Here is a 24,938-nt window from a genome sequence, read left to right as displayed (position 1 = left end):
AAACAGAGGAATGTAAGATTTGCCCCTCCTGAAGCAGGAGTTTGTATGTAACAGTGGGTTTTGATCAGACCAGCGTGTTGAATTTGGATTCGATGTGCTGGCGGGCCATCTTTTGAAAATCTTCGGGTGCCTGGCCGGTTTGCTTTTTGAAGAACCTGCTGAAATACGGGCGGTCGGTAAAGCCCAGTTCATAGGCAATTTCCTTCAGCGTGTTTTCGCTGTGGATGATCTGTCTTTTTGCTTCCAGAATGATGCGGTCATGTATCAGCTGCATGGCCGTTTTGTCGAGTTTTTCTTTTAAGACTTGGTTGAGCCTTTTGGCACTTAAGCCGAGCTCGGCCGCGTAATAGTCTGCATTACGTTCTTGCTGATAGTTTTTTTCCAGGAGCAGCATAAATTCGTAAACACGTTTCTGATTAACATCCTGGCTGGTGAACACATGCTCTTTGATGCGGATGAGCTTCAGCAGGAATACCCTGAGGATGGCTTTGAGAATGAGGAAATTGCTCTCTGACTGATATTCTTCTTCTAGCAGCTGATAACTCTTGGCAAGCTCTGCAGCATTTGCAGGAGTAAGAGGCAGACAGGAGAATTCCCCCTGAATGTTGAAGATCTTAAAGATGTCCAGGTAGAACTCTTTGTCGGCTTCATCAAGAAAATCCCTTTTGAAGGAAAGCAGAATACCATTCTTGCCGGCTTTATTGAGCTGGTGCACCCGGTAGGGAGGGATAAGGTAAATCCAGTCGCCACGGCCTTGTGTTTCTTCCGGTCTGACGGCATGGAGTGGCAGCTCATCCTGCAGCCATACAATCTCAAAGAAATCCTTCCTGCCCGGATCATTCAGATACGCGGGTGGACAATTTTCAAGGTTGCGGATGTAGATTAATGATTTTTCTAAGCTGGGTGTATGCTGTGCTGCTGCCATGTATCAATTTTCAATGCCCTGCCTGGAGTATGCTGGCGGGAATTCAGGCTTCAAAGATACGGTATCCTGAGTTATCGCATTGGACTATCCGGAAATTGTCGTGTACTTCTGGCTAATCATGTCCGGAAAGTCCCATACAATGCGAATAATGTATAACGTTTGGGCCCTTTTTGAGGGATACCTTTGACCACCATTATTTATCAAGATGAAAGTAGATACCCTGAAAAATAGACCTGCAGTACTGGAAGAACAGCTGATGATGATCCTGAATGAGCAGCAGCAGCTGGTGTCGGCGATTGATTTCGAACAACTGGCGCTCCTGATCCCTTACCTTCAGCAGACGGAGCGCATCTTCCTTACCGGGGCAGGGCGCACAGGACTGGCGATGCGTGCTGCGGCGATGCGTTTCATGCACCTGGGATTAACTGTTTTTGTAGTAGGAGAGACGACCACGCCTGCCATTACAGCCGGCGATATCCTGATTGCAGCATCCGGCTCGGGAACAACCAGCAGCATTGTCACCGCAGCGGGGAAGGCAGCAGCGGCGGGCGCTAGAGTGCTAGCGATTTCGACAACTTCCGATTCTGCACTTTCAGCACTTTCCGCATTGACGGTGGTGTTGCCGGCAGCACAGAAGCAGGATCATGGAGGTCACATTTCCAGGCAGTATGCCGGCAGTCTCTTTGAGCAGGCGGTGCTGCTGCTGATGGATGCTGTTTTTCAGACCATCTGGAAAGAATATGGAACACCTGCAGAGGCACTGTGGAAACGGCACGCCAACCTGGAATAGCAGGGAGCAGATCAATAGGAATAATACAAACAATTATATTTTAGAATAAACATTATGGCAAAATTACAAGTAGCAATAGATTTATTGACAACAGCAGAGGCTTTGGCGCTGGCTGCAAAAATTGCACCTTACATAGACATCATTGAGCTGGGTACCCCCCTGATTAAAAACGAAGGTATTGCCGTGGTTACGGCAATGAAAAATGCGCATCCTGATAAATTGGTTTTTGCTGATTTAAAAACTATGGATGCAGGCGAGCTGGAAGCAGACATCGCTTTCAAGGCAGGGGCCGACCTGGTTACTGTCCTGGGTGCTGCAGGTAATGCGACCATCGCTGGAGCCATCAAAGCTGGTAAAGCGCATGGTAAAGGTGTTGTAGTGGATACCATTGGGGTGGCCGACCGTGTAAAGCGTGCTCAGGAAGTTACCGAGCTTGGTGCTCAATTTGTAGAGCTGCATGCAGGTCTTGATGAGCAGTGGACGGCAGGATACTCTATCCAGGTATTGATCGATGAGGCGGCACGTGCAGGTGTACCGGTATCTATTGCAGGTGGTGTAAACATCAATAACGTGGCTGAGGTGATCAAAGCTGGCGCTATTGTAGCGGTTGCTGGTGCTGCCATCTATGGCGCTGAAGATCCTGCTGCTGCAGCTAAGGCATTGCGTGAAGCGATTGACGCTGCTTAATCCAGGTAGGAGTATTTAAGCCCGCAATGGATCATCATGATGCCCGGATCTTTGGTCCGGGCATTGTTGGTTTCACGCCCGTTCTGTTTATAAATCTCCCGCGCTGTACCTGCGCCTGTCGATATCGGTCACCGAAAAATACCCCTGCGCATTGCCAGAGATGTTGCCCTCAATGTTGGTCGGCACACCAGAAAATAGACCATTCCAGTCGGTCTCCAGAAACACTCCATACAGGTATTTGTCATAGCTCTCCGAAAGCGATTGTTTGAAGATGGTGATGGGTGCCTTTTTGTCCATGATGTACTCGCGCTTCAGGCTGTTTAATGGGTATAGTGGGTTTGGTGAACCCAAAAAGTGGGTGTAGGTGTAATATTTCGACTGACTAAAGTCGCCCAGGTCCCATGGGGGTACGTCACCATAGTAGATGTACCATTTATTGGGGTTCAGGTAGCCAAAAGTATGTTTTGGAATGCTGAGTTTTATCATTCCATCCGTCATTGTTTTCGTAGAAAGGGGCAGAAAGTCATCCACGATGTTGACCACCTGCCGGAGGGTATCTACTGCAGTGTAGATTTTATCATTGTACTTGATGGTGAGGGTATAAGCACCATTGTAATTGGGGGCGTTATTATTGGTGCCCAAATAGATGCCTGGTGAGGTCTCTTTAAAGATCAGGTTTGATTTTCCGTCATTCACCACCACACTTGCATTTCTCACTGGTCGTGGAAGGGAGTCCGGGTGCAGGGCCGGAACCGTTAGTTTGATGTATTGGCTGGGAATCAAGGTGTTTATGCCTCCCTCAAGCGCGATTTCATATTTTTTTACCGGGCCGTCAAAGGAGTCTTTCTGCCCATCCTTTTTACAGGAGGTCTGCATGGCGATGAGCAGCATCATAACTAAAAAAAAGTAGCCGCTTTTCATGTTAAATTTTGAAACTGTAAGCAATCCATGGGTAAATGCCAAACGCATATTCAAAGGTGTTTGCCCTTCTTTCTGACGTAGATGAATTCAGGTGGTAATATAACGCATTTTTGCGGTTATACAGGTTGTAAACACCTATAGAAAGTGTGCTGTGGAGGTTGCGTATGCCAGATAACCTTGAATTAAACTGGTATTGCGCAGCGATGTCCAGTCTGCTGAAGTCGGGGAACCTCGAGGTATTCCTGCCCTCAAAAATAGGGACATTCAACCCGTCGTGCTGATAATAACCGACAGGCAGGGTCAGTGGCCTCCCGGAAGCGTAGGTGAAGAATGACTGGAAGGATAACCTGGCACTGGCATCGTAACGCAGGGAAAGCTTCAGCTCATGAGGAATGTCGTAGTTGGCCACAAAGCGATTACCGTAATTGATGTCGGCAATTTTGCGGTATACCCTGGAATAAGTATAGGATAGTATGGCGGAGTATTTTCCTGCAGTTTTTGAAAACTCGGTCTCGATCCCATAGGCATCCGAAGTTCCGGATCTGAGCTGCGTGACCACATGGGGATTGCCGATGATCTGTGTATGGCCCGGAAGGTCCAGTTGGTGGTCCAGGCGCTTGTAATAAGCATTTGCTGATACGAGCAACAAATCTGGCTCATAACGGTACCCTAAAGAGAAATGATTGGAACGCTGCGGGTGGATGCTGGCAGAGGCCGGAACCCATGGCTCCAATGAAGAAAAAGCAAGCGTGCTGTTCTGTATCAGCTGCAGGTATTGGTAGTTGAGGTTATAAGTGGCAAAGAAACGCTGGAATGCTCCTGAGAGGTAGCTGATGTTGATCCGCGGTTCAGGATTGATGAAGGTCTTTTTCCTGGTTTGCTTTACCGGATTGCCATGTTCATCGAATACATTCAACTGCTCCTGTTCATTGATGAAGGTGCTCAGCCGGAGGCCGTAGTTGAGTTCAAGGGATTTGCTGAGGGACAGCTGCTGGGTGTAGTAGGCGGTAGATTCCAAAGACCTGCTGTTGGCAATGTTGAACTCATAGCCTTTTTGCTGATACATCGATCCGGGTGTAAAATGGTGCAGGATTGCAGAGAGGCCGAATTTAATCTGGTTGGAAGGATTGTGGTAATAAGTATAGTCGGTCTTCAGTGTAATGTCTTTCACGGCTGTATTCCATCGGCTTTTCTGGGAGATGGTATCTGCATTCAGGTCCAGCAGGTTGCGATAGTTGCTAAAGATGGCGGAAGTATTTGCAAACAACCTGGAATTGTAAATGTGGTTCCAGCGAAGGGTGGAGGTCAGGTTTCCCCAGTTATTGGAGTAGTTGTCTGCCGACAACAAGTTGTCCTTTCCCGAGTATAATGAGTAGAATAAAGTGTTGTTCTGGTTCAGCTTGTAATTCAGTTTTGCGTTGATATCGTAATACACTGAACTGGGGTTGAAGAGCTTGAACTTGTTATGGAAAACATCGAGCAGACTGCGGCGGTAGGTAAGGATAAAGGACGACTTGTTTTTTACCAATGGACCTTCCACTGCCAGCCTTGCGGACATCAGACTGGCCCCGCCGCTTAGCTGATACTTTTTGCTGTTGCCCTCAGACATGCGGTTAACGATGACAGATGAAAGTCGCCCACCAAAATTGGCAGGCATATAATCCCTGTATACCTGTACATTATTGATGGCATCAGGATTAAAGATCGATACCAGGCCGTATAAGTGGGAGGGATTATAGACAATGGCTTCGTCCAGCAAGATGAGGTTCTGATCGGTGTTTCCTCCCCTGATAAACAATCCGGAGCTCCCTTCAGTGATACTCTTGATCCCGCTTTCCATTTGTATCTTCTTTAACACATCCGTCTCTCCCGCATAAAAAGCAGTGTTTTGAAGCTGCTGTGGGGAGATATTTTGCTCATTGAACAGGATGGGGTTGGGCGTTAGTGCACTTTGGCTGATGACAACTTCTTCGAGCTGCCTGCTAAGGGCGGGGAGTTCTATTTCCAGCTGAAGGTCATCATTGACCTGTATTGGGATCAGCTGCGTTTCGTATCCTGTTGAAGATACCTGCAATTGATAATCGCCCTCAGGAATGGATAGCGAATAGAAACCATATTGGTTGGTGGTGATACCCACTTTTATGGAAGGGACCTGTACGGTTGCCCCCATCAGGTTTCCTCCAGTGGCCTGGTCGAGGATGTGCCCGTGTATGGCGCGGAGCTCTCGCTTTCGGGGCGCAATCACAATGTCACTGCCTACCAGCGTATAACCGAGTCCCGTGCCGACCAGCAATTTGTCGAGTAATTTTTTTAACGTGGTAAGGGTGGGCCTGATCTCGGGTGTTTGCTTACCGCGGAGCTGATCCGGGTCGAAGGCAAAACGAAGCTGACTTTTCTGACTGATCGTGTTCAGTGTCCTGATCAGGTCTGAAGGGGGAAGCTGGATATTGACCTCTCTGTTCAGCTGGTCTGTGTGCTGAGCATGGGCAATGCCTGGAAGAAAAAAGAGGACCAGGCAGGTGATGAAAAAGCAAAGGAACGTTTTACCTGTCGGACAAAACATAGGTCTCCTGATCTTTAGTGACATGGCATTGAAAAGAGGCCGCAATGACGGCCAGAACGCTGTCAATTTGCTCATAATCGATGTCTGCGGTCAGTCTCCTTACCTTCAGCTCAGGTTCAGCAATGCGGATGCGGGTATGGTACGCTTTTTCCAGTTGGGCTACCACCTCATGGAGTGGTGTCTCGGTAAAACGGAAGTGATGGTCCAACCAGGCCTTGTAGTTGAGGTCATTGTTGACCAACGACATTAATGCTTGTTTTTGAATGTTATACGTTCCCAGTTGGCCCTTTTTAAGTAGGATCTGCTCGTTGGAAGACCGTTTTTTTAAAGCCACTATCCCTTCTTCCACCACTACGGCGATTTTCTGGGTATTCCTGAACACGTTGAAGCTGGTGCCGATGTCGAGGGCTTCTACTTTTCCAAGGTCTACCGAAAACCTGCTGTGCTGTTTGTGTGCAACATCAATAAAGATCTCCCCGCGAAGGAGCTCCAGTCGTCTGTCGTCATTAAATTCGGTTTTGTGATACCTCACGGCGGTTGCAGCATTGAGTTTTACTGCGCTTCCATCAGGAAGGGTAAGGGCCGTAATGCCATCTTTATCGCTGTCGATTGTCACATAACCACGGTTGCTGGCAATGAAATAATAACCTGCCGAGAGGATGACCATAATGGCGGCCGCAATTTTAAACCAGAGGAACGACGTCCTGGCAGGAGTCACAGGCGCCTCCTCAAAACGCTGTGTTTCAAAAGGGATCTTGTCAAACTTACTCAGTTTTCTGTCCAGCGCTTCCCAGGAGTCGTTCACCGCGTAGCTGTGCCGTTCGCTGATTTTATCCAGGTTGACCTGCACGTTCAGGTACTGCTGATAGGTTGATTCATTTTCTGCTGATTTTTTCCTCCAGCGCTCAAGTAGAACTTGTGCGTCTGGCGCAATGGTCCCATCAATGGCCTCAATAATGAGGTTACAGATCAATTCATCGTTTAGTTCAGATTCGTTCATCATCTCCGGGTTTAAAATTTAATTCTTGTCAAAAGCAGCAGGAACAGGGTGATCGATGTTTTATGCAGCTCCAGGTGCTCGCGCAGCTTCTGAAAACCATAGGTCAGATGATTTTTTACAGTTTTTATAGATATGTTCAGCTGATCCGCAATCTCCTCCTGTTTCAGCTTGCCAAAACGGCTCAGGTACATCACGTTTCTGCATTTTTCCGGCAGCAGGTTTAAGGCAGACTCCAGGCCAGCCAGCAGTGCTTCCTCGGCGGCATGATTGCCTTCGTCATGATCATAAGTGGTCTGTTCAGCCATATATTTTAATCTTTTTCCTGCGGCGAGCTTTTCTTTCTTGATGACGTTCAATGACGTGTTGACCACCGCTTTTACCAAATAGCTTTTAATAGAATGCTGTATCTTGATCTGTGCTGCTTTGTTCCATATATTGATAAATACATCGTGCACTACTTCTTCTGCGCTTTCAGACTTTCCCACGTAACGGTAGGCAACGGCAAACAACTGTTTGTAATGTGTTTTGTACAGTAGCTCAAATGCCTGCTTATCCTGGAGCTCAATGGCCCTAATCAGTGCTGCTTCGGTTTCCATGCTACTTCTGCTGTTTTAAAGTGAGTGTGCCTGAAATCTCGGGGGATACACTGCGGGCACCGACCGTTGCAAACCACAAACCTTTTAGCAATGCACGCTCCTGAAGTGGGGTCAAAAAGAAAGATCCGGAGATTACGGAAGGGAGTTCCTGTCCTTCGGTAATTTTATACACTTCCTTTACCAGTGTACCTTTGCTCCCTTTGGGACCGCTTCTCAGCGCGATCAGCTGTGGAGAAATGTTGGCATACTGAATGTGGTAATCTATCTTTTTTGTTTCTTCATCATAGCGGCCCTTTAAAATTGCAGTCCCTTCAGAATCGCTGTTCGTTCCTTTTTTGTCAATTCTTGCGGTTACGATGTACACACTTACAGGAGGTTTTACTTTTGCTTCATCAGCAGCGATTTCCTTTCTGCATGCCGTCATCATGAAGAGAATCCATAAGATGCTCATCGCTGACAGGTTTCTTTTTGCTTCACTGCTCGTCATTATAGTCCCTGAACTAAATTTGGAGCTAAAATACAGATTCTACATAATATGTTAATTTTTAAATTTGTTCATAATTTCAATGACTTTATCGATGTCTGCAACTGTATGGCTGTAAGAGAGTGGTAAACTCAATGTAGTCCGGTGGATCAGTTCGGAAATGGGGTAATCGCCTTCCAGCCTGTTGCTTAATGCTTCCTGTTGATGCGGCGGAATAGGGTAGTGTATCTCAGTCCGGATGTTGTTTTCCAGTAAATAAGCCCTGAGTTCATCGCGTTGGGGATGTCTTACGGTATAAATGTGGTTTACATCCTGGTAATCTTCATGAATTACCGGACGGATAAAGTCGTACATCAATCCCTCATGATAACGTTCTGCCAGTTTCTTTTTATGGTTGTTAATGTCATTTAGGAAGGGCAGCTTTACAGACAGAAAGCCTGCCTGAATCTCGTCGAGCCTTGAATTGATGCCAATGTATTTGTTGTGGTATTTCTCGTGACAGCCATAGTTCCGCAGGGCTTTGATTTTTTCGATCCTCTGGGGATCTGCTGCAAGCAGTGCACCTGCATCTCCCAGCGCCCCCAGGTTTTTCGTTGGATAAAAACTGAACGCACCGAAGTCGCCGAAAGTTCCGGCCATTCTTCCCTTATAAAGCGCCCCATGTGCCTGAGCACAGTCCTCGATGACCTTCAGGTTATGCTGTGCTGCTGTCGCCATAATCGGATCCATGTCACACATTTTGCCATACAGATGTACCACCAGTATTGCTTTGGTATTGCTGTTGATTTTCTCTTCAATCTTCAGCGGATCAATATTATAACTGCTAAGCTCCGGTTCTACAAGAACGGGGACTAGTCCATTGTGGTAGATGGCCAGGATGGTGGCGATATAAGTATTGGAAGGAACGATGACCTCAGACCCTTCAGGAAAATCAAAATAACGCAGCGCAAGCACCAGTGCATCAAGACCAGAAGCAAGACCGGCACAGCCCGCAACGCCACAGTATGCCGCAAACTCCTCCTCGAATTGCTCTACTTTCTTGCCTAGGATAAACCAGCCTTTTTCGAGGCTATCGGAGAAACTCCGCTGATAGTCTTCCATAAAAGGCTGGTTTAATGCGTACAGATTTTCATAAGCTATCATAGGCGTAGCTGTAGGGTGTATAGATGTAATCGTTTGCTTCAAAATATTCAGAGGCCAGGACCATGAGGATGGCATCTTCGCTGAAGCTGTACATGGAATGCCAGTCTTCAGGTTGGATGAGCAGACATTTGTCGGGAGAGTCCAGCTCAAATGTGTTCTGCAGGATGCCATTGTCATTGTAGATGGTACATTTACCACGTATACAGATTGCCGCCTGCATGGTTTGATGATGGCGGTGCCCTCCGCGTTCCGACTTGTCGACGCCGTAGATGTAAAATATTCTCTTGATGTCGAAGGGAAGCACCTTTTCAATGACCGTAAGGTTGCCCCGGTCGTCCGTAAATGTTTTAAGGTTAACTAAGGAAGCCATATTGTAAAGCGTTTTTCGTGTAGAAATTTTTGTAGTATCCGCGGAGCAGAAACATAAAGAGCCGTCCCTGTTTTCTTTGCAGAAAGCTAATGTCGTTTGTCGTCTCGTGCGTAGCCAGGCCCTTGTGATAAGCATTAATGGTACGTGCTGCTCTGGACAAAAAATGGGAATATGGTCTGTATATGTGCTTTACCTGGTTTCTGTCAATCTTATAGATGTCGCATGACAGCGTATAGCTGTTGTCCCGGATATAATGGAAACCATGGTAATGGTAAAATACCAGGTCAAAAGTTTTTCCGGTTTTCAGTTCTTCGCCTTTGATCTTTTTGGATTTGGATTTGAACTGGTATTGCTGGATGTTCCAGGGTGCCACGCCACCGCCAAGGTGCTCAAGGACATGAATGCAGTCGAACCTGCCGGTCCAGTCGTCCAGGTATTTCTGGTCGCCAAACTTACCATCTTCGAACCTATTGAAACACCAGTTGATGCAGGCATCCACCCACCAATTCAGGACTTCCATGCCTTCGCCGGTGTTTTTGAAGGTCATGAATTGCACGCAGTAAATGCCGCTTGTCGCCGACTGGTCGTAACACGTTGTATACCGGTGTTCGGTGATGAGTACCGATTTGCTACCCATCTCATCAATTAATACTGAGGGGTCACTGAAAAACAGGAGATCTGCATCTACGTAGGTGCAATGGTCGAGCTGGTATTTTTCAATGCAATATTTAATGGTGGAGGAGGCGCAGGTCCAGCAATATTCTCCGGCAGTCCGTTCTTTTTTTATGGCAAGCAGCCGATGGTTTTCAAACTCGTTGAGGCTGATGATGGTGGCCTGTACCAATCGGAGACGTGTGAGGGCATCATAGCAATAATTGTCGAAGGCGATGATATACAAATGGAAACTTTCGCAATGTTGTTCCAGAGAGTGGTACATCGCTAGTCCACGCGACAAATAGGTAGAATTAAATAAAGTGCAGAATTTGAGCATATGCAAATGAGTTAATTTGGGTATTTTACAGTATTGATGAAATAGAATCCCTTGCCATTGCCACCTGGCCGTCCATCAATGTAAAGGAGGTCTTCTCCGGGTACATAAGTTGGGAACTCGGCGATCATCCTGTATTTGTCTTTGAAGCGACTGAGAAAGTTGGTCCTGCCGAAGAACCAGGCCGGGTAGGAGGCTTCATAGATCTCCGGAGGAACAGTCTGCAGCGTAAGACGGTCCGTGTCGGCCTGGTGAAAAGCAGTCCTGTCGAAAAGAAGGAAATCAAAATTGTACGCGAGGAGTTGCTCCAGGAAAATATACGGTGCTTCCAGATATTGCAGGGAGCCAGAAATCAGGACGAAGTCAATGCTGCGGGATGCGGCACAGTCCGCAATGCTGGAGGAGAAACATAACTTTCCATCCTCGAAGTCGGCTTTTCCAACTTTGACATAATGTTCCTGCTCAACGACTGTCCAGCTTTCGCAGACATCAGGGGTAAGAAATTCAATGATCTGGTAATAGGTGCTGCCAAGGGAGCCACCAAAGTCGACGATGTTTAAAGGTTGTTTTTTTAGCGCGACACTGTGTTTCAGGAATGCAATTAATGCATGGGGGTATATCTTTTCGTCAAAAAGCACCGCATCTCTTTCGTAAACGGCAGCACCTGATTTTACCTGCAGCAGTGCTTCGCGCGTCCGACGGATGATACCTCCCTCATCGTAACCACCTGTTTTGGCTTTTACCTGTTCCCAGGAGCGGTAATCACCAGACCACCCGTAGGGTGCTGGTTTCTGTTTTGAAGATTTCGAGAATAAAGCTTTGAACATAGTTGTCGGTTATGCTGTGGAGACAACCGACTTTGGAAAAAGTCCTATATGATCCGGAAGATATTTACAAAAAAAAACCTTCATCGAATGATGAAGGTTTTTTTTGAGCGAAAGACGAGATTCGAACTCGCGACCCCGACCTTGGCAAGGTCGTGCTCTACCAACTGAGCTACTTTCGCGTTGATGACGGTACGAAGATAGATATAGTTTTCATTTTTGAAAACATTCTTTTTAAAAATTACTGGAATACACTGAAATTCAATCAGAAAATTTATTTTATCCAATACACAAATCAAAAAAATGTCATCTGCTTGCTATCACAATGTCATCTCTGACTAATGTATTGGAATATCGGGAAAAACCGATATATCTTTGGCGTATGGAACAAGTAGAAATATTTAAGGCCCTTTCTAATAAAACCAGACTCCAGATTCTCTCTTGGTTAAAAGATCCTGAATTTAACTTTCCCGAGCAGGTGCATGCGGGTTATGAGGCAGGAGTTTGTGTAGGCCAGATCCAGCAGAAAGCAGGATTGACACAGTCGACGGTCTCTGAATACCTCTCAACCTTACAACGTGCCGGCCTGGTTACGGCCTCAAGAGTGGGGCAGTGGACTTATTACAAAAGAAATGAAGCTGCATTTGCAGAGTTGAGCAAATTGATACAAACTGATATTTAGATTTTAAAACCGACACGGGTACGTTCGGACTGGATTTAAACATTTGGATTTGTACTTAACATTCACGATGGCACTTAAACGTTCAAACTGATAATTAAACATTCAACTGATATTAAAAAACAATAGATATGAATACTGATAATTTATTCAAGCCTTTTACCTTGAAATCCCTGAACATCAAAAACAGGATTGTGATGGCGCCAATGACGCGGTCCTTCTCACCAAGTGGTGTGCCGACTGCTGATGTAGCAGCCTACTACCAGAAACGTGCGGAGGGAGAGGTAGGATTGATCCTTTCGGAGGGAACGGTGATCAACCGTCTTTCAGCTTCAAATGATGCAAATGTACCGCATTTTTATGGAGATGCAGCATTGGCCGGCTGGCAGCAGGTAATCAATGGAGTCCATGCTGTTGGTGGCGCCATGGGCCCACAGATCTGGCATATGGGCATCATGGACAATCATCATTCCGGATGGCTTCCTGAGGTTCCTTTCGAGGGGCCTTCAGCATTCAATAGACCAGGTCATGAAAATGGAAAGGCAATGAATGAAGCCGATATTACAGATGCCATCATTGCTTATGGAAAGGCAGCAGCAGACGCTCAACGGCTTGGTTTTGACTGTGTGGAGCTTCATGGTGCACATGGTTACCTGATTGATCAGTTTTTCTGGGATGGTACCAATAACCGCAATGACATTTACGGAGGAAAAACGCTGGCGGAGCGGAGCCGTTTTGCAATTGAGGTGATCAAAGAAGTGCGTCGTCAGGTAGGTAAGGACTTTGCCATCATCATTAGGTTGTCGCAGTGGAAGCCTTCAGACTACAATTATAAGATGGCAGCAAACCCTGAGGAGATGGAAGCCTGGTTAAAGCCAATGGCTGATGCAGGTGTGGATATTTTCCATTGCTCGCAGCGTCGTTTCTGGGAACCTGAATTTGAAGGTTCTGACCTGAACTTTGCAGGATGGGCGAAAAAGATAACTGGAAAAGCAACAATTACAGTAGGTTCTGTAGGCCTGAATGGTGATTTTATGGCAGCATTTGCCGGGGAAAGTTCTGCGCCAAGTTCTCTTGATGAACTGATGCGTCGCATGGACCGCGGTGATTTTGATCTCGTGGGTGTAGGACGTCCGCTGCTTGCCGATCCTTTCTGGACGCAGAAGATTAGAGAAGGTCGTAGCGCTGAACTGAAAGGTTTCACCAAAGAAGCACTGGGAACCCTGGTGATCGATTAATTTACTTGCCGCTCTGATATCAAAAGAAAAGGCCGGGGCCGATCATCAAAAAAAATGATTGCCCGGCTTTTTTCGTTAAGCTCCATCTTTGCCGATGGAGCGTAGTATCTTTTCTAATGGCGCGCAATGCATTCCGGGCGGGGCTCATCTGTATGTAAATTGTAATCAATTGTCTTCATTTTTGTCTTTTGGATTGGAAATTGTTTGCGATAATTGTAGCTGACCCGATTTTTCTGTTTGATGATAATTGCAAAAGAGTGGGTCGCTGATATGAATTATACGAGCAATATTTATGAGTAATCCTTTTAGTAGAGAAGAAAAGAAGTTTCTGGAAGGCCCCCGTGCGCGATGGAAAGAAATGAAGTATGTTTTTGGTGTGGTGATGCAATTCGTGAAAGGGTTTCGTACACTGCATTTTATAGGTCCCTGTGTGACGGTCTTCGGCTCTGCACGTTTTAAGGAAGACCATCCTTATTATGAGCTGGCTAGGGAGATCTCTAAAGAACTAGCGCAACATGGTTTTGCTATCATGACTGGCGGTGGACCTGGTATCATGGAAGCTGCCAACAGAGGTGCCAAAGAGGGTGGTGGACTCTCCATTGGTTGTAATATCGTATTGCCTTTTGAGCAACATGAAAACCCCTACCTCGATAAGTTTGTCAACATTGAATATTTCTTTGTTCGTAAAGAGCTGTTAAGAAAGTATTCTTTTGCTTTTGTGGTGTTACCCGGAGGTTTCGGAACGCTTGATGAATTTTTTGAAACGGTTACATTGGTGCAGACAAAAAAGGTGGAACGTTTTCCCATTGTTGTAGTGGGCAAGGAGTTTCATCATGCCATCATTGAGCACATTAGGGTGATGGCAGAAAATCAGACCATTAGCTCAGTTGACCTTGACCTCATCCTGTTCACTGATTCCGTGGAAGAAGTCGTGGAACACATCAATAAATATGCGGCGGAAAAAAATCTTCCTAAATTGAAAGAGCCTGCTAAGCCAATGTGGCTGCTCGGTGAGGAAAAGGTATAGGGTGATCGATTGTTTATGCGGCAGATTTCAGCCGAAGAGGCTTTTTTTGATAAGCCATTAACAGTCGTTGATTAAATAGTCGGGTAACCGAGGATCAGAGAATTACGGTAAAATGATAGTCAATATTTTCTCACATGATAACTTCCACCAGATCTGTGATGAACTTGCAGCAACTGATGCAGATCTCAGGTCGGTGATCCGGACCTACGGTTATCCACCAATGTGGAAGAGGTCAAATACTTTTGAATCACTCGTCCACATCATACTGGAGCAGCAGGTCTCCCTTGCTTCTGCATTGGCAGCATTGAATAAGCTGAGGGACAGATTAAAAGAAGTGACTCCCGGGGTTTTATTACAACTCACTGATGAGGAGCTAAAAGCCTGTTATCTCAGTCGGCAGAAAAGTATCTATGTCAGACACCTGGCTACATCGATCCTGCACGGAAGTATTGATCTGGACCTGATGCCACGACTGCCGGATCGCGAAATCCGCATCTTGTTGAACCAGCTGAAGGGCGTGGGGAACTGGACGATTGATGTGTATCTGATGTTTGTACTACAGCGGGCAGATGTATTTCCTTCCGGAGACCTTGCAGCTGTGAATGCGCTGAAGCAACTGAAAGATTTACCTGTAGGGACACACAAAGAAGTACTGGAAAGGATTGCGATGAACTGGCAACCATACCGGACTGTGGCAACGATGATTTTATGGCACTATTATTTGTCAAGAAGGTCATCCAAAACCGCCGGAAAGCCATTAAGGAATGTTAATCCTGATTGATGTTCTGACTACTTTCCGATTCAGTGATTACGGGCAGGCAGATGACTGCAACAGTACCGATGCCACCAGCACCTTCCTCAATGCTAAAGCTGGCGACATTTGAAGGATGCTGTCGGTTAATCATTTCAATCCGCTCTTTAATAGATTCCAGCCCCATAGACTGTTCTTTAATACCTTTCAGAAATATGCTTTTTGGCTTTTGCCGAAAGGACAGTCCCACTCCATTGTCCACGATCGTTACACATATGCCGGTTTGTTCTTTTTTCAAACTTACGCTCAGGTGTGCATCTTTTTTTGGTGCTACAATCAAACCATGAAGTATGGCATTCTCTATTAAAGGCTGGATCAGCATCGGTGGCAGCAGGAGCTCCCTGAGTTCTATGCTTTCGTCCAGAATAAATTCATGGCTGAAAATCTGGTCATAACGAATCGCCTCCAGTTCCGTATATAACCTGATGGCCTTCCACTCCCGGTCTGCGGTAACCAGGCTCTTGGTCGAATTTTCGAGAATGAGCCTACTAAGTGCAGCGAATTTCTGAATCAGCCGGGAAGCAACTTTTCTGTCGTTGTCCATGATGTAAGACTCGATGGAGTTGAGCACGTTGAAGATGAAATGTGGGTTCATTTGGGAGCGGATGGCTTTCAGTTCGCTTTCTGATAGTTGATTCTGGTAACTCAGCTCCCTGTTTAGTTGCTCGGATTGTTGTTGTTGCAAGGTGCCCCTGAGCCGGATCTGTCTGATTCGGTATTTATTGTATACCAGTAACAATATGGAAATCAGAATGATTACGACGATGATTGCATAGAGCCAGAGCTGTTTCAGCTCCAGTTTATTGAGCATCTGCAGCTGTGAGAGCTGCTTCACTTTGACTGATTGCAGTTTTCCATTGTTTTCTGCAATCAGCAGTAGTTTCTGTTTTTCCTCTTTTTGGAGCTTTTCATTTTGCAGCTGGGCCTGCTGTAAACTTCTGAGGCGGATGCTGGCATTGAGCTGTTCTGCATTTAAGGCCAGTTGAAGCCGTTGCTGTTTCAGCTGTTCTTCATTCAATACCTGTTGCTGCTGGTAGTCTGTCTCTTTTTTATCAAACTCATATTGAATACTCAGTCTGGCAATTTCATCGCGCTTACGACTGTTGCTGATGCTATCCTTCAGCATGGCAAAACTTTTATAGTAGAACAGGGCGCTATCGGGCATGGCCAACTTTTCATACACCTTACTCAAGCCATCGCTTGCATCTCTTTGGATTTCCGGCATTTTCAGATCCTTGCCTATTTTCAATGCACCGAGTGCATATCTTTTTGCTTGTGCAAGATCGTTTTTCTTTAGATATGCTTCCGAGACATTCTGCATATTAAAACCAATACTTTTTGTGTTGCCCAGTTCTTTATTCAAAGCAATCGCTTTCAGGCCATAGCTGAGCGCCCGGTCGTACCTGCCAGTATTGCTATAATAACCCGACAGGTTACCTGTCTCTCTGGCGTAGCTGATGCGATCTCCCAATACCTGAGCCATTTTTGTGGCACTGTCAGCATAAATTATGGCCTTTTTATAATCATGCTGTTTGTTGTATATATTGCCGATATTGCTTAGTGCGGGGATAATGCCGAGGTTGTTCTTTAACTTCTGATGGGCTGCAATAGATTTTTCAAAATGTTCGATGGCTTTGGCGTATTCCTTCGTTTCCAGATACACCAGTCCGATATTTCCATATATTGCGGCCTCATCTCTTTTTCTATCGTTATAATTTTTCGGATCGCTCTCAGGGATGTTTTTTAAAATTCTGGTCGACTGCTGGTAGAAATTTAGTGCCTGAGGTAGATTTGACTGGTACAGATGGATGTTTGCAATGCCCGACAGGTCTCCTGCCTCGCCATAGGCATTACCGGTATTTCTGTCTCTCACGAGGGCGGTGTTGAAGGCTGATAGCGCTTCTGTAAATCTGGCTAACATAGTTAAAATCAATCCTTTCAGGCGGTAAGAACTGGATACGATGCCAACGCCGGTGATGTTCTTTTCAAACGAAAGGATCTGATCTGCGAAGACCAGGCTCTTCTTTGGATTGGAATAGATATAACCTGCTGCCAGCAAAAAAAGATCACTGGCTTTTTTGTTATCGTTGGGAACATATCGTGCAACAACACCCTCCAAAGAGTCTAGCTTGGATTGCTGGGCCATGAGCCTGTCGCTCCCTATCATGGAGAAGCCCGCAATAAGCATCATTAAGAGGGGAATGCGCAGGTTGATTTTCATTCCCTTAAATTAACAATTATTTGCCTTGAAAGGTTGGCCTTCACTAATTCAGGCTACTGGTTCACTCAGTCACCATCGCCATTTTTGTGTTGTCAATCTTTCGGCTGCTGTAATGCTATCCATCTGTACATCTTGGTACTGACTTTTTGTGGTACGCTTCAGATGAATTTATTTACTCGGTCCAGAGGATCCTTCGCTCAGTCAAGCCTGTCTTCCAATCATTGTCGGAAAAACCTTGGCCACTGGCCTATAATATTGTGTCAGCAAAACGAAATAAAGTTTTCAATCACCCTAAAATAAAAAAAATGAGAACATCAATTTTTATCATGGCCTGTCTTCTGGCCCTTTGCAGCTCTTGCAGTAAGGACAACAAAAACACCGAAGAGCAGATCAACGGAAACCTGAAGGAAAGTACTGAAACCGAAAATGGCATCACTTACAGGCTCTTTAGAAATAAAGACGCGACAGTATTTAAGGGGATTCTGGTGATTGGTAGCGGTAATAATGAAAACAATCCATTAGCAGGTAGTCTGGATGGTGCGGCGGAAACAGACCTTTGCCGCAAGGCTGCGGATGGTGGTTATATAGCTGCCATCGTGCAATACCGCAAGACACCAGGCAATGCAAATGCGGAAAGCTGGAATACCAGTGCCAGGATGATTGGCGAAGACTATGATAGATGTATTGTAGCCATCTCCGGTAAGTATGGTGTGGACAAGACCAAGTCTGTTGTCGGTGGTTTCTCTTTTGCTTCTTATATGCTGTTTTCTGACATCTCCGCTAACGCCACCCTCAGTTATTGTAAAGGTGTTTTGGCTGCCTGTGGTGGGAGCGGCGCCTGGAATGCCCAGAACTTTAAGATTCCCGTTTATGCCATCAATTGCAGCGGAAATAACGAAGGTGAATATTATGGGAAGGGTCTTTACGATCAGATCCCTGCCAATTCTCCGGTCAAAGCAAAAAGTGAAGGTGTGACCGACAACACCTGTAACACCCATTGTGGTGGCAGCTGGACCGATAAAATGTATGCAAAAATGCTGAGCTGGCTCAGTTGATGATCACATACCCTTTGTCATTGCGAAAAATGATCCATTAAACACTTAAAAATCAATCAATTCTCTATCATTTGCAATATGAAACCTAAAACTATGAAAATGAAAAACATCATGATGGGCTTGTTTATGCTCGTCATTACTTTTAGTGCCTGTAAAAAAGACAAATTGGCTGCTGATGAGCCGAATGATCCTGCTGTGACCGTCATACAGGAAGACTTGATCCCCTATTATATTGTAGCAAGCCGGAAAGCTGATGAGCGTAAGTTGGCTGTGTTCTACTTCAGTAAAGAGGGGAACACTGTGAAGATCAACTTGCACCGGCAAGGTTATCTGCGCACTGGCAACGTAAACATCGATAAATCCAGTCTGAATTTTGATGTTGATGGTACCGGGAACACGGTTTATAATTTTGTGTTCGAAAAAGATGTTGCCGGAAAACTTAGCCTGAAATCCTACAGCTTTACGGATAAGTCCGATGCCTCCCAAGGCATAGAATACGCGGTTCTGGGTAATCAACCTGCAGCACCTGCTTATGAAAACTCAAAATACAAATCCGGAACACTTGCATTTGAATTCAGTGCTACCGGGAAGATCGATTGGGATGTGAAAACCAGACAGATTGGTACAAAATACTATCCACCCCCGATCAATCAGATGCTACCCATAATGGCCATTGCTCCAGAAGTTTCTATTCCTTTTTATGGAATTTCTAATGCCGGCTTTAAGGCGGGTGAAGACTTTATCGGTGCCTTTGTTCCCAGCTGGAAAGATTCTGGAACGCCCCTCTTGCTTGTAGAGAGAAACAATACCATTTACCAGGCTGTCAGACAATAAAACAGAATCGTAAGTCATTTATGAATGATGTACGCAAGATTCACATTTAACAATGTCAGGTTAAATCAAATAGTAACAAAGTCAATATGAAAAAGACACTAAATATTTTATTGTGTATAACAATGATCAGCATTTTTGGCATGAATGCACAGACTAAAAAGAAAGTAACAGCCGTAAAAAAGACAGCGGCATCGAAAACAGCTCCTTCAAAAACTGTCGCGTCGGAAACAACAACGCCAAAGGCGATATCGAGAAATCAGAATGCTCGAAAACAGGTGTCTGGTAAGGTTCCTGCAGGCGGCAAGCGGGAGGCAACGTTAACCAATGAAGCTCCCTACAACACGGCTCTAGGTATTAAATTTCTGTATGGGTTGTCACTTACGGCCAAGCATTTTATCAAACATAACAGTGCGCTGGAAGGCATTTTTAATTATCACGGCTTTGGAGGATTGGGTACACAGTTGAGTGCCACTGTTCTTTATGAATACCAACGGCCTGTGGCGGGTGTTGCGGGTTTGCGGTGGTATCTCGGAGGAGGGGGTCATTTTGAGTACTTCTCATTTGACAATGATCAGGTCAATGCTACAACTGTTTTTGGAGCAGTAGGGGCGTTGGGTCTTGAATATCAGTTTGCAGGGTTGCCGATAGCTATAAGTGCCGACTGGCAACCGGTGATTCTATTCAATGGCGCCGGGTTTAGTGCTGAGAACGGAGGTGTCGGCATTAAATATACATTTTAGATTTGGCCTGCGAAATGTCAGTTCATTTATGCAATTTTAAAAGGCCAATCACTTAAGTAGTTGACCGGCAGTAAATAATAACCATCTTTATCATTAATCATCCACAGATGTTAAAAGCAGTAATACTAGACGATGAAATCAGGGGTAGCAAGCTGCTGCATCATAAGCTCGAATCTTTTGAAGAGGAACTTCAGGTGGTCGGTGTTTTTAACGAGCCGGCGAAAGCGCTTGATGCCATAGCAGGGCTTGCCCCGGATGTGCTGTTTCTTGATGTGGAAATGCCTGGAATGAATGGCTTTCAGTTTTTGGAGCGACTGGGCAGTTTTGATTTTGAAGTGATTTTTACCACGGCCTATGATAGTTATACGCTGGAGGCATTGCGCCTCAGTGCTGTCGACTACCTGATGAAACCTGTCGACGAGGAGGAGTTGCAGACCGCCATCAGCCGCCTGTATAGGAGGGTATCTTCCAAAGCGGCTTCCAAAGACCTGAAGTCTGTGAAGGTTTCCAATAAGCGGCTTACGTTGCCTACCGCTGAGGGTGTATATATCATTGATAAATCGAACATCATCAGGGTAGAAGCCATGAGTAATTATAGCGTGTTTTTGCTGACAGACAACAAAAAAATCATCGTCTCCAAGACGCTGAAGGAGTATGAGTCACTTTTAACTGATGAATTTTTCATCCGCATCAATCGCTCGGTGATTGTCAACCTGAGCTATGTGGTGAAATACCGCAAAGGTGACGGGGGAACACTTGAATTCAACGACGGCACAGAAGTCGAAGTTTCGCCACAACGAAAGGAGCTGCTGTTGCAGAAACTATTTTAGGCTTTACCTAAAAATGCGTTACCCCTCCTGATACCACCAGTTTCATAGCATCGGCTGCAGTCATGTTCAGGGCTTTGATCTTTTCATTTTTTACCACATAAATCTGTCCGGCGAAGGAGTAGGAAAACGGGAAATAGACTACCGCTTCTCCGGGTAGCCCGATGGCGGTCAGGTCACTTTGCGTAAGGAAGCCAATACGCTTCATGTCGCCCTCCACCTCTACAAGGACGGGGTGGTTGAACTTTTTGTCGTCACCAACAAAAGCTTCTGTAAGGTCTTTGATAGAAGAATAGATGAATTTGACGACAGGGAGTTTGTCCATGGTCTTCTCAAACCAGGTATACATGGGTTCTGTCACGAAATAGGTCACAAATACACCGGTCACGAAGATGATGCCCAGAACAAGTGCAAGACCCAATCCGGGGATATTTCTGCTGGCACCGGTTTTAGGGTCTACCCCAAGTATGTTGTTGACATTCAGCCAGCTGTCTACCGTAGTTACCGCCCATATCACGATGAAGATGCTTAACGCAATAGGTAGTATAACTAAAAGTCCTTTGATCAAATAATTTAAAAATGCCCTCCCGATTCTGTTCATGCTGCAAAATTACTCATAAAAATAGACGCGTTTGACGCGTTGTGAAATATTTGTTAAGATCTCATAGGGAATGGTGCCAATTTGCTGAGCAAGGTCTGCAATGCTGAGCTGTCCGTTGAATACGATCACTTCATCTCCATTCTGGACGTCGAGGCCGGTCACATCAAGCATACACATGTCCATACAGATCACACCTACCGTTGGTACTAGGGCACCCTTGATAAGCATTTTGCCGACGCCATGGCCAAAACGGCGGTCGTAACCATCGGCATAACCTATTTTTACCGTTGCCGTGGTACCTCCTTCAGGCAGGATCCCTTTACGTCCGTATCCTATGGTTTCATTGGGTTTGATGTGTTTGATCTGTGTGATGGTCGTCTTGAGTATCGCCACAGGTTGCAGTCCCTTACTCTGTGCGATGCCGCCATCGTAGCCATACATGCCAATGCCGATCCTTACCATATCAAGCTGTGCATCAGGGTGTCTGGAGATCCCGGAGGTGTTGGAGATGTGCCGGATGAAATCGTAACCCAGGCCTTCCCTGATGGTGTCCGCCATTGCGGTAAACCTGGACAGCTGATGTCTGGTAAACTCGTCGTGCATTATATCTTCGCTGCCTACAAGATGAGAAAATGAAGACTGTACCCTGATCTTTTGGTTGCTGTTCAGTGCCATCAATAAATCGGGAATGTCTATCTCTTCAAAGCCTAAACGGTGCATGCCGGTGTCTATCTTGATGTGCACGGGATACTGCTGTTCGGTATCGGATAGGAAATTGAGGAATTTATTCAGGATGTCGGTGTTATATATTTCCGGCTCCAGCTTATACCTGACAATGGCCTCAAAGGCGGAAGGCTCGGGGCTCATGACCATAATGGGCATGGTGATGCCCCCTTTGCGCAAGGCAACCCCTTCATCCGTAAAAGCAACAGCCAGGTAATCTACTTTGTGATATTGTAGAACATTTGCAATTTCAAAGCTGCCGCTGCCGTATGAAAAGGCCTTAACCATCGCCATAATCTTAACGCCTGGTTTCAGCTTGCTGCGGTAAAACTGAAGATTGCCGCTAAGGGCATTCAGATCGATCTCCAGAACGGTATCGTGCGTTTTCTGAGTGATCAGTTTGCTGATGCGCTCAAACTCGAAACGCCTGGCACCCTTCAGCAGTATGGTTTCGTCGTTGAAGTGGATGGCCGGGAACTGATCGATGAAATCCTGTGTACTGCTGTAAAAGGAGCTTTCCAGCTTAAACTGGCTGGCCGAGGCCGAGATGTTGGGACCAACGCCAATGAGTCTGTTGATTTGTTTCTGTTTCAGTAAGGCAGCAATTTCCGTATATAATTCTTCATCTTTCCTGCCTGTTTCATAAAGGTCGGACAGAATGAGCGTTTTCTTCGGATGCTGGTTCTGCAGGTTCAGGAAATCGAGCGCGATGGCCAGCGATGAGATGTCAGCGCTATAGGAGTCGTCAATCACCGAACATTGATTGATGCCATGTTTCAGCTCCAGGCGCATACCTACGCGGTTAAGCTTCTCCAGGCGTGAGTCGGCATCCTCAGGGCTGTAACCCATAGACAGCAGGGTTGCCCAGCAGATGATGCCGTTTTCCACGGATGCCCGGTCGCTGAAAGGAATGAGGCATTCTATTTCTTCACCTTTGAAGATGGCACGTATGTAATTTTTATCGTCGATAGGTTCAATGAAGGAGATCTGCAAATCTGCACTTTCCGTCAGGCTCCAGGAAAATTTCGTATTTCCGGGTAGGTCTTTTTTAGGGATTCCCTGAGTGTACTCTGGTGAATAAATGAATACATCAGCTTCTTTGAACAGTTTGAGCTTTTCCAGCAGTTTTTCTTTCTGAGAAGAGAATCCTTCCGCATGGGCCTCACCAACGTTGGTGAGGATACCAACGGTAGGGTAGATGATGGCGGCCAGTGCATCCATTTCTTCTCCCTTGGAGATGCCAGCCTCGAAAATGGCCAGCGTATGTTCCTCAGTGAGGTCCCATACGGACAGGGGAACGCCGATCTGAGAGTTGAAACTCCTGGGGCTACGCACAATGTTGAAGTCTGCCGCCAGCAACTGGTATAACCATTCCTTCACAATGGTCTTACCATTGCTGCCGGTAATGGCCATGACGGGGGTGTCATACTGACGACGGTTAAATACGGCTAGCTCCTGCAGCGCTTTTAATACGTCATCTACCAGCAGGAAGTTGGCATCGGCATAATCGCCAGCTTTTTGATCTGCAAGGAATTCCGTGCGACTGATCACGAAGTTTCTGATGCCATGTGCATAAGCATCAGGAATATACTCATGCCCGTCTCGTTTTGCACTCAGCGCAAAGAAGAGCGAATTTTCAGGATCGATCATGCTCCTGCTGTCAATCACCAGCCTGCTGATGATGAGGCTTTCATTGGTAACGGATGGTCTTGCGTGGATAATTTCGGAGATCCGGCGAATGGTATAGGTAACAGTACTCATGGTTCAAAATTAAACAAATTCTTTGTTACCGTCAGTTGCTAATGAATATGTATTATTGCAACAGGATCACCCATATCATTACATATCATCCGTATAATTACATCATATTGGAAACATCAGATCAATCAGAAAAAAAGCAGGTTAAGCTGGACAGGAAGACCGCCCTGGCAAAGGCAGAGCATTACTGCGCCTATCAGGAGCGTTCGCAGCAGGAGATCCGCGACAAGCTTTATGAATGGGGCTTATGGAGCAATGAGGTTGAAGAATTGATTTCGGAACTCATCAGTACCAACTTCCTGAATGAAGAGCGTTTTGCGGCAGCTTATGTCTCAGGAAAGTTCAATATTAAGAAATGGGGGAAGGTGAAGATCAAGCAGGGGCTGAAATTAAAAAAGGTACCTGAAAAAATGATCACGAAAGCACTGAACACCATAGATTATGACGCTTACCTGCGTGTAATTCTCGAAGCCGCAGAAAAAAAAGACCGTTTGCTTAAAGAAAATGATCCATACAAAAGGCGAAATAAGCTCATTACATACCTTATGGGGAAGGGGTTTGAAAATAATTTGATCGCCGAGGTATTGAAATCCAACAACTTATACTAGGTGTCGATTTTTTTGTGAAAAAAAACTTGATAGCAATATAAATCTGTCTATATTTGCATTCCCAAACGGAACAAGCGGGTGTCACGTCAGCTTACCAAATGGAAACATCGGAGGATGTTAGTTTAAAACATGCGAAAGTAGCTCAGTTGGTAGAGCACGACCTTGCCAAGGTCGGGGTCGCGAGTTCGAATCTCGTCTTTCGCTCTAAATGGCTTGGCTTCTGCAAAAGCTGTTTAAAATTGGTGATACACCTGCTCAGATGGTGGAACTGGTAGACACGCAGGACTTAAAATCCTGTGACCTTAAAAGTCGTGCGGGTTCGATTCCCGCTCTGAGTACTCAAAATGAATCGAAATGAAAGCCTTCCGGAAATGGAAGGCTTTTTTTGTTTGAATGCTGTAGATTTACCACAAACTTAAAATTATAAAAGTATTATTAGACATTAAAGACAGTAGGGCTTCTTTTTTTCTGAGTTATTCTTATTTGCTGGTCAACGTTTGTATCATGAACCTTTATAGTTTTCTG

At 45.7% G+C, this 24,938-nt stretch carries 24 protein-coding genes and 3 tRNA genes; 13 read left to right on the top strand and 14 right to left on the bottom strand.

The features are described 5' to 3' along the window. Positions 1–64 precede the first annotated feature (64 nt). Positions 65–925 carry an AraC family transcriptional regulator gene (locus PBAL39_RS13165; RefSeq protein ID WP_008242203.1) on the bottom strand — a complete coding sequence of 287 codons (861 nt, stop codon included), beginning with the start codon at positions 923–925 and terminating at the stop codon, positions 65–67. Between the two features lie 205 nt (positions 926–1,130). Here PBAL39_RS13165 and hxlB point away from each other — a divergent pair, with 205 nt between their 5' ends. Together hxlB and hxlA are read left to right on the top strand one after the other, a co-directional pair. Further along, positions 1,131–1,715, top strand: a complete 585-nt coding sequence (gene hxlB / locus PBAL39_RS13160) for a 6-phospho-3-hexuloisomerase (protein ID WP_008242201.1) — start codon at positions 1,131–1,133, stop codon at positions 1,713–1,715. Positions 1,716–1,769: 54 nt separating this feature from the next. Further along, entirely contained in the window at positions 1,770–2,402 is a 633-nt protein-coding gene (hxlA, locus tag PBAL39_RS13155) for a 3-hexulose-6-phosphate synthase (protein WP_008242198.1), read from the top strand. An 87-nt stretch (positions 2,403–2,489) separates the two neighbouring features. Here the strand turns inward: hxlA and PBAL39_RS13150 are convergent, their stop codons facing one another. The 10 genes from PBAL39_RS13150 to PBAL39_RS13105 all read right to left on the bottom strand — a co-directional run bounded on the left by PBAL39_RS13150 (position 2,490) and on the right by PBAL39_RS13105 (position 11,473). Next, positions 2,490–3,296: a hypothetical protein gene (locus PBAL39_RS13150; protein ID WP_232282952.1), complete on the bottom strand. Its 807-nt coding sequence runs from the start codon at positions 3,294–3,296 to the stop codon at positions 2,490–2,492. A gap of 28 nt (positions 3,297–3,324) precedes the next feature. Beyond that, positions 3,325–5,961 carry a TonB-dependent receptor gene (locus PBAL39_RS13145; RefSeq protein WP_232282951.1) on the bottom strand — a complete coding sequence of 879 codons (2,637 nt, stop codon included), beginning with the start codon at positions 5,959–5,961 and terminating at the stop codon, positions 3,325–3,327. Next, positions 5,867–6,889, bottom strand: a complete 1,023-nt coding sequence (locus PBAL39_RS13140; protein ID WP_008242194.1) for a FecR family protein — start codon at positions 6,887–6,889, stop codon at positions 5,867–5,869. The genes PBAL39_RS13145 and PBAL39_RS13140 overlap by 95 nt, the downstream gene beginning before the upstream one ends. Positions 6,890–6,897: 8 nt before the next feature. After that, a complete protein-coding gene (locus tag PBAL39_RS13135; protein WP_008242193.1) occupies positions 6,898–7,482 on the bottom strand; it encodes an RNA polymerase sigma factor in 585 nt (194 codons plus the stop codon). A gap of 1 nt (position 7,483) precedes the next feature. Beyond that, a complete protein-coding gene (locus tag PBAL39_RS13130; protein ID WP_157274018.1) occupies positions 7,484–7,933 on the bottom strand; it encodes a hypothetical protein in 450 nt (149 codons plus the stop codon). 87 nt (positions 7,934–8,020) lie between these two features. After that, complete coding sequence (locus PBAL39_RS13125) at positions 8,021–9,067, bottom strand: DegT/DnrJ/EryC1/StrS aminotransferase family protein (RefSeq protein ID WP_232282950.1); 1,047 nt, start codon at positions 9,065–9,067, stop codon at positions 8,021–8,023. Positions 9,068–9,095: 28 nt separating this feature from the next. Beyond that, a complete protein-coding gene (locus PBAL39_RS13120; RefSeq protein ID WP_008242190.1) occupies positions 9,096–9,479 on the bottom strand; it encodes an FdtA/QdtA family cupin domain-containing protein in 384 nt (127 codons plus the stop codon). Beyond that, entirely contained in the window at positions 9,463–10,470 is a 1,008-nt protein-coding gene (locus tag PBAL39_RS13115; protein ID WP_050784344.1) for a hypothetical protein, read from the bottom strand. Before PBAL39_RS13115 ends, PBAL39_RS13120 begins: the two co-directional genes overlap by 17 nt. An 11-nt stretch (positions 10,471–10,481) precedes the next feature. Next, complete coding sequence (locus tag PBAL39_RS13110) at positions 10,482–11,294, bottom strand: methyltransferase, TIGR04325 family (protein WP_008242185.1); 813 nt, start codon at positions 11,292–11,294, stop codon at positions 10,482–10,484. Positions 11,295–11,400: 106 nt separating this feature from the next. Then, a tRNA-Gly gene (locus tag PBAL39_RS13105) sits at positions 11,401–11,473 on the bottom strand. Between the two features lie 200 nt (positions 11,474–11,673). On the opposite strand from PBAL39_RS13105, the gene PBAL39_RS13100 reads away from it, so the two are divergent. From PBAL39_RS13100 to PBAL39_RS13085, 4 genes are all read left to right on the top strand, one after another. Further along, positions 11,674–11,973 (top strand): helix-turn-helix transcriptional regulator, encoded by a 300-nt coding sequence (locus PBAL39_RS13100; protein ID WP_008242181.1) that lies wholly within the window; start codon positions 11,674–11,676, stop codon positions 11,971–11,973. Positions 11,974–12,101: 128 nt separating this feature from the next. Beyond that, entirely contained in the window at positions 12,102–13,208 is a 1,107-nt protein-coding gene (locus PBAL39_RS13095) for an NADH:flavin oxidoreductase (protein WP_008242180.1), read from the top strand. Between the two features lie 292 nt (positions 13,209–13,500). Continuing rightward, the gene (locus PBAL39_RS13090) at positions 13,501–14,235 is read left to right on the top strand and encodes a TIGR00730 family Rossman fold protein (protein ID WP_008242174.1); all 735 of its coding nucleotides are present in this window, start codon (positions 13,501–13,503) and stop codon (positions 14,233–14,235) included. A 112-nt stretch (positions 14,236–14,347) separates the two neighbouring features. After that, positions 14,348–15,016 carry a DNA-3-methyladenine glycosylase gene (locus tag PBAL39_RS13085; RefSeq protein ID WP_008242172.1) on the top strand — a complete coding sequence of 223 codons (669 nt, stop codon included), beginning with the start codon at positions 14,348–14,350 and terminating at the stop codon, positions 15,014–15,016. Here PBAL39_RS13085 and PBAL39_RS13080 read toward each other — a convergent pair. Next, positions 15,003–17,267 (bottom strand): tetratricopeptide repeat protein, encoded by a 2,265-nt coding sequence (locus PBAL39_RS13080; RefSeq protein ID WP_008242171.1) that lies wholly within the window; start codon positions 17,265–17,267, stop codon positions 15,003–15,005. The genes PBAL39_RS13085 and PBAL39_RS13080 overlap by 14 nt on opposite strands. A gap of 305 nt (positions 17,268–17,572) precedes the next feature. Between PBAL39_RS13080 and PBAL39_RS13075 the strand changes: the two genes are divergently transcribed. From PBAL39_RS13075 to PBAL39_RS13060, 4 genes are all read left to right on the top strand, one after another. Beyond that, entirely contained in the window at positions 17,573–18,322 is a 750-nt protein-coding gene (locus PBAL39_RS13075; protein WP_039866560.1) for a hypothetical protein, read from the top strand. A gap of 78 nt (positions 18,323–18,400) precedes the next feature. After that, positions 18,401–19,156: a hypothetical protein gene (locus PBAL39_RS13070; protein WP_008242169.1), complete on the top strand. Its 756-nt coding sequence runs from the start codon at positions 18,401–18,403 to the stop codon at positions 19,154–19,156. Positions 19,157–19,242: 86 nt separating this feature from the next. Continuing rightward, positions 19,243–19,896: a hypothetical protein gene (locus PBAL39_RS13065; RefSeq protein ID WP_008242168.1), complete on the top strand. Its 654-nt coding sequence runs from the start codon at positions 19,243–19,245 to the stop codon at positions 19,894–19,896. Positions 19,897–20,003: 107 nt separating this feature from the next. Next, entirely contained in the window at positions 20,004–20,726 is a 723-nt protein-coding gene (locus tag PBAL39_RS13060; RefSeq protein ID WP_008242167.1) for a LytTR family DNA-binding domain-containing protein, read from the top strand. Between the two features lie 7 nt (positions 20,727–20,733). Here PBAL39_RS13060 and PBAL39_RS13055 read toward each other — a convergent pair whose 3' ends face one another. Both PBAL39_RS13055 and PBAL39_RS13050 read right to left on the bottom strand, forming a co-directional pair. Beyond that, a complete protein-coding gene (locus tag PBAL39_RS13055) occupies positions 20,734–21,324 on the bottom strand; it encodes a DUF502 domain-containing protein (protein WP_008242166.1) in 591 nt (196 codons plus the stop codon). 9 nt (positions 21,325–21,333) lie between these two features. After that, on the bottom strand, positions 21,334–23,808 hold the full coding sequence (locus PBAL39_RS13050; protein WP_008242165.1) for a bifunctional UDP-N-acetylmuramoyl-tripeptide:D-alanyl-D-alanine ligase/alanine racemase: 2,475 nt from the start codon (positions 23,806–23,808) through the stop codon (positions 21,334–21,336). Positions 23,809–23,855: 47 nt separating this feature from the next. Here PBAL39_RS13050 and PBAL39_RS13045 point away from each other — a divergent pair, with 47 nt between their 5' ends. From PBAL39_RS13045 to PBAL39_RS13035, 3 genes are all read left to right on the top strand, one after another. Next, positions 23,856–24,413 carry a regulatory protein RecX gene (locus tag PBAL39_RS13045; RefSeq protein WP_008242164.1) on the top strand — a complete coding sequence of 186 codons (558 nt, stop codon included), beginning with the start codon at positions 23,856–23,858 and terminating at the stop codon, positions 24,411–24,413. Between the two features lie 131 nt (positions 24,414–24,544). After that, positions 24,545–24,617: transfer RNA gene (locus PBAL39_RS13040), tRNA-Gly, on the top strand. Positions 24,618–24,666: 49 nt separating this feature from the next. Further along, positions 24,667–24,751, top strand: a tRNA-Leu gene (locus PBAL39_RS13035). The last annotated feature ends 187 nt before the right edge of the window (positions 24,752–24,938 follow it).

It is taken from the genome of Pedobacter sp. BAL39 (assembly GCF_000170795.1).
GTDB lineage: Bacteria > Bacteroidota > Bacteroidia > Sphingobacteriales > Sphingobacteriaceae > Pedobacter.
The sequence above is the reverse complement of the archived record's forward strand: the minus strand, read 5'-3'. Positions and strand labels throughout refer to the sequence as shown.